The sequence below is a fragment of the Polymorphospora sp. NPDC050346 genome (assembly GCF_040655695.1).
Classification (GTDB): domain Bacteria; phylum Actinomycetota; class Actinomycetes; order Mycobacteriales; family Micromonosporaceae; genus Polymorphospora; species Polymorphospora lycopeni.
The window spans coordinates 1-8,754 of record NZ_JBFAKM010000082.1 but is presented as its reverse complement, the minus strand read 5'-3'; the positions used below and the strand labels follow the sequence as shown (position 1 = coordinate 8,754).

The window sequence follows — 8,754 nt, the reverse complement described above, 5'->3', positions numbered from 1 at the left end:
ACCAGACCGGCGACGGCGAGGATCGTGGCGAGGTAGGGCAGCATCGCCAGGAACTGGCTGGGTGCCTACATTCGAGACACGAGACGTCAGGGCCAGAACCACCGACAGAGCAGCTCTTTGGGCGTGCTGTTCGGTAGGCCCCCGAAGAGGCAGACCCAAACGTAGGCCGCACCGCCCGGCCGGTCGGCCTGGACGGTGAAGTCGAACGGGAAGTCCCAACTGGACGTGCCCGCGCATCCGTTTGCAGTCTTACCCACCCCGAGCAGGACATGACTGCTGCCGCGCGTCTCCACCACCGTCTGGCGGCAAGCTCCGGCGGTGGCCCGGGTGTACCCCAGGACCCTGACGCTTCGGTTGTAGAAGGTGAGTGTGCCGGTAGTGAACGTGTTGCCGGTCTGGACGTGGAACGAGGTGGTCGAGGTGGTCGAGACGCTTGCCTGGGCTGGTACGGCGAGACCTGCGGCGACCACCATGGTTGCGATTGCTGTCACGAGGATCATCCGGGTTTTACGCAGCATGTAGTCGTGAGCCCTCTCTGTGTAGTGGGGCTTGCTGTGCCTGCCCCTAAGAGGAGGAGGTCTCGTACTCAAGGGCTTAGAAGTTCGCCACTGCCTCCTTTGGCCCGCGTGATCTATGACCCGACTTAGGCAACCCTCGGTAGGCGGTGCCGCCACCAGGTCGGCGGGGCGCGCCGGCACCGCCTACCGAGGAACGAAGACCCGATTCTGGACTGCCGAACACAGCTGGTCAATGGCCGGCATCTCGCCACTCAGCCATACCGGCATCCGCAATTCACCCGGGGCAGAACATCTGATGTTTTCCCGCGACGCCGGTCGGACGTCGGCCTGCGATACGGCATTTCGTGGTGTGGACCTACGATCGGCTTGCAGGGCTCCCGGACAACGGCATCGCACCGAATCGACAGACCATAGACGGAATTCCGGACTGCCGAGATCAACACGACATCCCGCGCACTTCAAGCCGCGTGGGCCCAATCTTCGGGCGCCGGCTCATGATTTTAAGTTGTGACACTTCAGGCGGCGGTCAGGTTTGTAACAAACTTGACATTGGGATCGGAGGTCACCAATCATCGGAATGCGGCCGTAACCCTCCCGGAGATCTCTTTTCGACACATGCCGAATGATCACTCGCACCGGAAGGATGGATTGTGCGGAGAATTCTTGCCGTCGTGATTGGCGCCGCGATTGCCGTCGCGTTGAGCCCGTCCATGGCGCAGGCAGCGCCAGCAGAGGCATCGAAGTCCGACCGACAGGTTCTTGTCGTCGAGGCGTTCGCGAAACAGCCCAAGGCTCGGGCGTCGTTCACCCACCGCAACGCGCTGATGCAGGATCCGCCGCTCGGCGGCTGCGACTACGGCGACATCTCCGGCCAGGTCACCGGCTACTACGTCAACGGTGTCCTGTCCGGAACGGAGAGTGACTGGAGTTCGAAGGTGCTGTGCACCACGACGGCCCCGGGGCAGTCGATGGGCGGCATCATCGTCGAGTCTGCGGAATGGCTCAACGGCTCGAACGTCGCGGCCGGAAACATCTTCACCTGCTCGAACTGCATCCTCGGCAACTCCGTCGGCGCCAACATCGGCGGCCCGTCCGCCTCGGGCACCTACTGGTGGTCCGGACTGGTCACCCTGGTCCTGCCCGCCGGCTGGATCTGGAGCAGTACGCCCCCTTCCTGCCTCCTGCTCGCCGACGACATGCTCCAGTGCTCCGTCACCACCGACACCGCCTACCTGCCACCGATCTACCCGTGACCCCGAACCGCTAACTGCCGCGGCCGCCCCCGTACGAGTCGTACGGGGGCGGCCGTGAACCCTAGACTTGCGGGCGTCACCGTACGCTAGGGAGCGACCATGGACCCCCGCCGGTACCTCGAAGACCTGATCTCGTCGTTCCACCGACGGGTAGCCAGCGACCCCCATTCATCCCACGCCGTCACGCGGGCCGAAATACACGGAGTGGCCTCCGGACTGGTGGCGTCCGGGGTCCTGACCCAACAGGACAAGGTCGCGCTGTTGGCCGGCCTCGGCGCTCCATCCGGGGCGGATGGCGTTCGCACTCTCACACAGACCGCCACCCCCTCTCATGAGCAACGCATTCGAATGCTGCGGCATTCAGCCGCGACGGTGACCCGCGACACTTCCCAGCCGGCCGCCGCCGGTTACGCCGCCCATTCCGGGGCGCGGCTAACCCGGGTCGTACCGTTGCACGACCTGGCCGAGGAATCCGACGTCACACTGATAAGCCTGGAACTGTGGACCACCTGCATGGCACTGCGACTCGCCCCCAGGAACGTCGACAGTGATCCAATCACCAGACTTGCCAGCCACTCGAAGTGGCGAGCCGTCGATGACACCGGCGGTGAGTACGTCGAGTTCTCCTACTACTCCTCCGAGGCTGCCGGCCTGCTCGTGGAAACCCGGATGTTCGGCCCTGCCCTCAACGCCTCGGCCCGGACCCTGACCATCTCCGCGCCGAACGCGACAGGACCGCTCGGACTCGCCATCCCCCTTCCCTGAGCCGCCCTGCCAGATGGCGACCAGAACGGGCCACACAGGCGCGCGGATGCCGATGTTCCACGTCGTACAACCGCCCACGTCCAGCCGGGGGACAGGTCCCTCGTGACTGGGTGGAGCAACGGCACCACGACATCACCGACGTCGACCCGGGCTGCCCGCCGGGTCCGGTGCCATGTGAGTGCCGGATCTCGGCGCGACCGGACCTGGCGGACCAGTCCGGCCTACCGTTGCGCGGCCCAGGGCGACACACGCACCACCGGCCGAGCCCCACAGTGATGCCGGCGGCATCACCTTCGCGCAGGACAGCAGCGCACCACACCAACCGACTGGAGCGCACCATGACGACCGAGCCCAGCCCGCTGCGGGACAACGGCCCCTACGGCAGTCACACGCAGGCGCGGGCGCAGTTCGCCGCCGTGTCGCACGGGATCCCCACGCCAACCACCGGCCACCTCGCGTCGGTCAGCTCTCTGGTCCTGGCCGAGGCCCTGATGCTCACGGGCGTCGACACGACCCCGTTCGAGGACCAGGCACGCGACAGCATCGCCCGTACTCTCGACCCCGAGACGGTGCAGGTCATCGCTGGCTGGATCATGCGCGCCCGCTTCCGGCCCGACATGCCCGAAGCGGAGGCGTCCTAGCCGGGATCCGCACCAGGCGACAACCGGCGTCATCACGGCATCGTCGATGGCAGCACGCATCCGGGCAACGGCGCCGGGCGTGCCGTAGACGGCCGGCACCGTCCGCAGAGATGATGACGTGCTCATACGGTCCGCCCCTGCGAGAGGAGCACAGTGGTCGACTGGATCGAGCAGTGGCACCACGACATCACCGACGTCTCCCGGCTCCCGCTGCCCGAGGAACTGGAGCATCCGCCGTGCATGGTCGACCGGCGGCCATCCGCGGCGCGACGACGCGCCCGCCAGGTCGCGCCAGCCTCCCGGCTACGCGACTGCTGCGATTACCACGGCCAGGACTGGGCGGCGGCGTCCGAGGCCGCCATCCGGCTCCTCAGCCGGGCCACCGCCGAGGGCCTGACCGGCGAAGAACTCGCCGAACGTGTGATCGCCCTCGCCGTCGCCGAGGGAACCGGCGACAGGGATGTCGAGGCGATCCGCTGCCTGGTCAGCACCGTCGACCCGCTCATGCTCGACGACGACGGGGGCATCTACGAGGGCCGGCACCGTATCCAGGCGATGATCGACCAAGGGGTACGCCGGACCGTGCTGGTCCGCCTGGTGCTGATCGATCCGACGACCGGCCAGCCTGCCTGACGCACCGGACGCCGTGCACGACCGGATCTGCACGGCATGCCGCCCGGCCGGTCCCCGCCGGCGTACTGATCCGATCGACCGTGGCCCGGCCGCTGTCACGCGGGGCAGCGGCCGGCTTCGGGGTAACGATCGAGGATGTCGCGTGCCAGGCGGATGTCATCGTCGCCAGCATCGGCAGGCGGCCGGCCGGCGACGTGGCACAGCAGGGCGATGGCCGCCGGCCGGTAGTCCGGCGACATAACCATCACCATGTGGAGGCCACCGACACCTTCGATACGGACGAACAACCTCTCGTCACCGATCTCCTCCGCGGACGAGTAGAACAGGTCGGCCGTGGCCTGTTCAAGCGACCGGTCGGCGCGGGCCTGGCTCACCTGGGACAGGCCGACCTGGACAGCCGACACCGCGAACAGCGCCACCATCGATACCACCAGTACCGGCATGGCGTCACCGCGGCGTACCGCATCGCGGGTCCGCCGAGCAAGCGGCGATGCCGCCAGCATCAGCACACCCACGACACCGAACAGCGCCGGAGCCCACCAGTCACGGATCGCGTCGACGTAGACGGCCGGTTGGGACCAGGGCGACGGCACCTCCATGACCAACCACCACCGGTGCGCCGTCATCGCGACCGCGACCACCAGGCCGGCCACCGCGAGCCACCGCGTTACCCGCCGCCAGTCGACAGACCGATCCGACCGCATCTTCTCGTCTCCCCGTTCGGCGAAGCAGGCCCGACGACGTTGGGTCTACTGTAGACCTGAATCGCGTGTCGTTCGGCCGTGGCCCCTTGACACGGGGCTGGCGCATGCCTGTCTCGGGTACGCGCCTGGAGTCCAAGTCACCGCCAGACCCGCGCGCATTCAAGTCCCTTCCGACCGTGGTGGCCGCAACGACTCCGAATCGGCGCGGCCCGTATGGTTCCATCATGGACAGTCTTCGTGGTGAGGGCGCCCCGCTTCCGCTGCCCGCGTTCTTCACCGTGTGGCGGGACGGCTGGGGAGCGCAGGCCGCCTCGTGGGTGCCGGTCGACTTCCTCAACCAGGCGCCCTCGTTGCCCGCGACGATCGCGGCGGGCTGGCTGTTCAACCCGCCGACGGTCGAGTACCGGAGCGGGGTGTTCCTGGCTGACCGCTTCGACGCCTCGACGGTCGACACCTGGTTCGCCCGGTACCCGGGCGAGACAGCCCGGGTCGAGGCTGTCGTCAACCGGTGGGCGCTGCCCGACCTGTTCGCCAACTGCGACCTGACGCCGTACGAGGACGCCCCTGCCAACCCTCGCCCGAGACATCGCCGCCTGCTGGCGGGCGGTCCTGGTCCAGCACTATCCCACCCGGGCCATCTATGTCGAGATCAACAACGGGCCGGCCGTCACCGTCTGGACTGCCCTGGGGAAGCCGGGCGAGACCGGCAGGACGGGGTCGGATGTGTTGGAGGGATCGTCCGGGCGTTGACTAGCCAACGTCGACGTCCTCGTCACGCTCGGGCAGAGGACGCCACTGCGGGGAAGCCGGGGTCGCGATGAGCCGGGCGGCGGCGGGGCGGGAGCGGGCCCAGGCGAGCACGGTCGCCCGGTCGCCATCGACGTGGTGCGAGCCGGGCGGATCGCCGTCGCCGGGGTCGTCGTCCCACGTCGCTTCCCACACCGGGTTCCGGCGGGTGTCCATGCCGAGGCAGACGTAGACGGTGCCGTGGCCAGGCCGCGGCGCCCGAGGCTCGGACGGCGGTGCGATCGAGCCGTCACGGTCCGGCTCGGGCAGGTAGAACGCCTGTGCGCGACGGGACTCGTTCACCTGCCCATCGTACGGCCGGTGCAGCCAGCACCTGCGTTCTTCGCGTGGGGGAGGGGCGGGCCACCGCGCGGTGGCCCGCCCTCCCGAGGTGCGCTCGGCCTAGCTTGGGCTCCATCCAGAGCCGTACCAGGCGGCACCCATTTCCGGCGGGTTGGCGAGGATGTAGGCGCCTGCGGAATTGCGGGCGAATTTCGGGCTCTTGATGAAGAACCACCAGCGGCCGGGATAGGCGCTGGACGGGTCCATCCAGTCCCACTGGTGTGCCACACCGGCATGCGCGACCGACGCGGCCGAAAGCGAGTAGCCACCCGATCCGAACGCGTTGATCAACGTGTAGGCGGAGTAGGTGCCGCCGGTCCACGTCCGATAGGTCGCGCCGTCACTGACTGGCCACCCTTCCGGCCGAGCGGAGGAGAAATAGATTCTCTCCCCGGTCGCCCGGACATTTCTTGTCCCGCGCGTCGATTCCAGTTGGAAGGGCCGGGATGTGGAGGTCGAGCCGGCGAACCGGACCTGGAAGAAGAACTCCACCGCCCCCAAGTGGGTGCCGCCGTACCCGTACAGGCCATCACCGGAGAACTCCGCCCAGTAGTTGGCGTTGTAGTACCAGCAGCCCAGCGTCGAGCACACCCCGGCGTTGACCTGCGGCGGCGTCTCCGGATTCCCGCACAGCCACGGCCCCTGACGCTCACCGACCGGCAGCGCGCACTGCGCGGTCAGATCAGCGCCGGTGGTTGTAGCGGCCATCTCGTAGTACCTCGGCATCGCCGCCCCGTTGCCCGACTCGACCGGGCCGGCGGCCGCCGGGGTAGCCCCCACGACCACCCCGACAGCCACCACGACCAAGGCCGCGAGCATACGCCTCACCAATTTTTGCGACATTCACCATCTCCTTCGCGCAACGAATATGACGACATTCTCACCAGGTCGAACAGATCAACACAAGGCATCGACAGAACAGTTTTTAGACCAGGCAGAAAACGCATATGAGAATCACCGCCCGTTATCATGTGGGCCGATTGTGCGCAACGGTTCCACAACGCAGGATCCAAAAGTTTGTTCAGTCATGATCTGTCTCCAAACGGGGTGCGGCGGATAATTGGTATCGGGATGGCACCGGTACGCTGCCGGCATGCCTTCGATCGGCGCCGCATCACCGGCTGATGCCGGCGGCATCAGCCGGGCCACCAGCGGTTCCCTGGACGGTATGCGCAGGCCGCCCGGGCGCCGGTGGCGATCGACATCCCGCCGGCCTGGGCGGCACGGGTGGTGGTGGGGGTGTCGGGTCGGCGTTTGCTGGGGTGATGCCGGCGACATCACCCCAGCCAGGGCCTACCGGTTCGTCATGACCGCGCACACCTGCGCATGTGGCCCCAGCCCCACGCGGTCGCCAATGTCTGACCGAGAATCAACGGCGACGTTGTGTACGCTCGACCCCGCGACCGTGCAGGTCATCGCCGGCTGGCTCATGCGCGCCCACTTCCGGCCCGATACCCCGACGCGGAAGGGCCCTAGCTAGCCCGGCCCCTCAGCCACGCCCCTCCCGCACACCGATCGACGTTCCGGGCCGGGCACGCCCGTCAGTGCCGCCCGGCGCGGGCGTCGCGTTCGTCGGCGAGCTGGCGCAGGGTCTTGGCCATGGCGGCGGCTTCCTCGACGCGTTTAATGTCGTCGTCGTCGTGGACGGCTTTGCCGTACACGCGGTCGGCCATGTAGTCGTAGTGGTCGGCCTCGGCCCGCAGTTCCGCCGGGGTCTTGCCGCCGTGGCGAAACCGGGCGGCCAGTGCGGCCCGCTCGAGTTCGGCCGGGGCGGACAGGGTCCGGGTGCCGTCGGGCTGGGTGTGTAGGCGGGCCTCGAGGGCGTGGTGCTCGGCCTCGCTCTGGGCCCAGCTTCGTGCGAGCCGGTCGGCCTCGTCGGCCAGGATCCGGGCGAGCGACGCGGCGGGCTGGCCCGCAGCATCGTGGTCGTCCCACAACTCCTGTGCCGGGTCGGTACTAGGCCAGCAGGCCGGGTGGATCCATTCGCCGGACGTGGCGCTGCGGAACCCGTCGTCGGGCTTCAGGTCGACGACGCGGCCGAGTGGCCGGCCGTCGGTGTCGACGATGGTCGCGGCCAGCTCGGCGGCGCGGCGGCGGGCGTCGGCGATGTCGTGGCCGGCGAGGAACTCGGCCTGGTGCACCGCGCGCCAGATCCCGAGCCGGGTGCCGGCCGGCAGCGGCGCGGGGTCGGGCAGGTCGGTCGGGGTCCGGCCGGCGGCGCGGGCGGCGCCTCGGCGCAGCGCGGCGGCGTAGTCGGTGATGTCGAAGGACTTCTCCGGACCGTAAGGTGCAGGCCGCACCGGCCACGGCATCGGTCTGCGCGGGTAGTCGGCTTCCAGGCGGCGGCGCTCGGCCGGGTCGACGTCGGTGTCGGGAACCGGGGCGACGTCGTGGGTCTGGTCCGCGTCGTCGGACAGTGACACGGTGTGGGTCTGCACCCCGGCCACCCGGTGCAGGGGATAGCGCATGTAGCCCAGGGCAATCCGCCACCATGCCTCGTCCTCGCCGGTCGCGGCGCACCGTACCTCGATCTCGGCCTGCCACAGCCGCACCGGCCGGCCGGCACGGCGCTGCTCCCAGTACCGCAGGGCGTTCGCGGCCTGGCGGGCGCTGCGGGCCTGGTAGCTCCAGTCGTCGGCGGCGTAGCCGGCGGCCGGGTCGACGTCGGCGGCTGCCAGCGCCTCGACCGGGATCGGTGGTGTGGGCTGGCCGCCGAGGCGACGCAGCGCTGCAGTGTAGGGGATGCCCTCACTGGTGGCCAGGGTCCGGGCGGCCCGCTTGCGCGAGTTGCTGGCCTGGTTGTCTCCGCGTGGCATGACGGTCTCGTCTCTGGCGGTGCTCCCACGCCGCGCCCGCCGAGTCACGCCGGACAGAAGGATGTCGTCTACGCGGGTCCGGTGGACCTTGACCGACGGCGCCGCCCCGGCGTGGGCGGGGGCTGGCAGCGGCGTGGCGTGCGCGTCCTGCTCTGCGCCGATTCTAGGCGACAGGTGCGACAACGATCGCACCCGCCAGGGCACCGCCGTCCTCTCCGCCCGTCACCCCGTGACGCTTGCCATCTTCGATCTCGACGGCTTCAAGAGCGTCAACGACAACCACGGGCACGAGGCCG

The 8,754-nt window shown here is 68.9% G+C and carries 9 protein-coding genes; 4 read left to right on the top strand and 5 right to left on the bottom strand.

Features of this window, described 5'->3' with window-relative positions; genetic code table 11:
* Positions 1–86: 86 nt before the first annotated feature.
* Positions 87–518: a hypothetical protein gene (locus AB0I42_RS36910; protein WP_357544422.1), complete on the bottom strand. Its 432-nt coding sequence runs from the start codon at positions 516–518 to the stop codon at positions 87–89.
* 650 nt (positions 519–1,168) lie between these two features.
* Here AB0I42_RS36910 and AB0I42_RS36905 point away from each other — a divergent pair.
* The 4 genes from AB0I42_RS36905 (at position 1,169) to AB0I42_RS36890 (ending at position 3,810) form a co-directional block, all read left to right on the top strand.
* Positions 1,169–1,771 carry a hypothetical protein gene (locus AB0I42_RS36905; protein ID WP_357544421.1) on the top strand — a complete coding sequence of 201 codons (603 nt, stop codon included), beginning with the start codon at positions 1,169–1,171 and terminating at the stop codon, positions 1,769–1,771.
* 348 nt (positions 1,772–2,119) lie between these two features.
* A complete protein-coding gene (locus AB0I42_RS36900) occupies positions 2,120–2,536 on the top strand; it encodes a hypothetical protein (RefSeq protein ID WP_357544420.1) in 417 nt (138 codons plus the stop codon).
* Positions 2,537–2,874: 338 nt separating this feature from the next.
* On the top strand, positions 2,875–3,177 hold the full coding sequence (locus tag AB0I42_RS36895; protein ID WP_357544419.1) for a hypothetical protein: 303 nt from the start codon (positions 2,875–2,877) through the stop codon (positions 3,175–3,177).
* Positions 3,178–3,330: 153 nt separating this feature from the next.
* Positions 3,331–3,810 (top strand): hypothetical protein, encoded by a 480-nt coding sequence (locus AB0I42_RS36890; protein ID WP_357544418.1) that lies wholly within the window; start codon positions 3,331–3,333, stop codon positions 3,808–3,810.
* 95 nt (positions 3,811–3,905) lie between these two features.
* Here AB0I42_RS36890 and AB0I42_RS36885 read toward each other — a convergent pair whose 3' ends face one another.
* The 4 genes from AB0I42_RS36885 to AB0I42_RS36870 form a co-directional block, all read right to left on the bottom strand.
* Positions 3,906–4,463 (bottom strand): hypothetical protein, encoded by a 558-nt coding sequence (locus AB0I42_RS36885; RefSeq protein WP_357544417.1) that lies wholly within the window; start codon positions 4,461–4,463, stop codon positions 3,906–3,908.
* Positions 4,464–5,264: 801 nt separating this feature from the next.
* Positions 5,265–5,603 (bottom strand): hypothetical protein, encoded by a 339-nt coding sequence (locus tag AB0I42_RS36880; RefSeq protein WP_357544416.1) that lies wholly within the window; start codon positions 5,601–5,603, stop codon positions 5,265–5,267.
* Between the two features lie 99 nt (positions 5,604–5,702).
* On the bottom strand, positions 5,703–6,485 hold the full coding sequence (locus tag AB0I42_RS36875) for a hypothetical protein (RefSeq protein WP_357544415.1): 783 nt from the start codon (positions 6,483–6,485) through the stop codon (positions 5,703–5,705).
* 698 nt (positions 6,486–7,183) lie between these two features.
* Positions 7,184–8,458 carry a hypothetical protein gene (locus tag AB0I42_RS36870; RefSeq protein ID WP_357544414.1) on the bottom strand — a complete coding sequence of 425 codons (1,275 nt, stop codon included), beginning with the start codon at positions 8,456–8,458 and terminating at the stop codon, positions 7,184–7,186.
* Positions 8,459–8,754 lie beyond the last annotated feature (296 nt).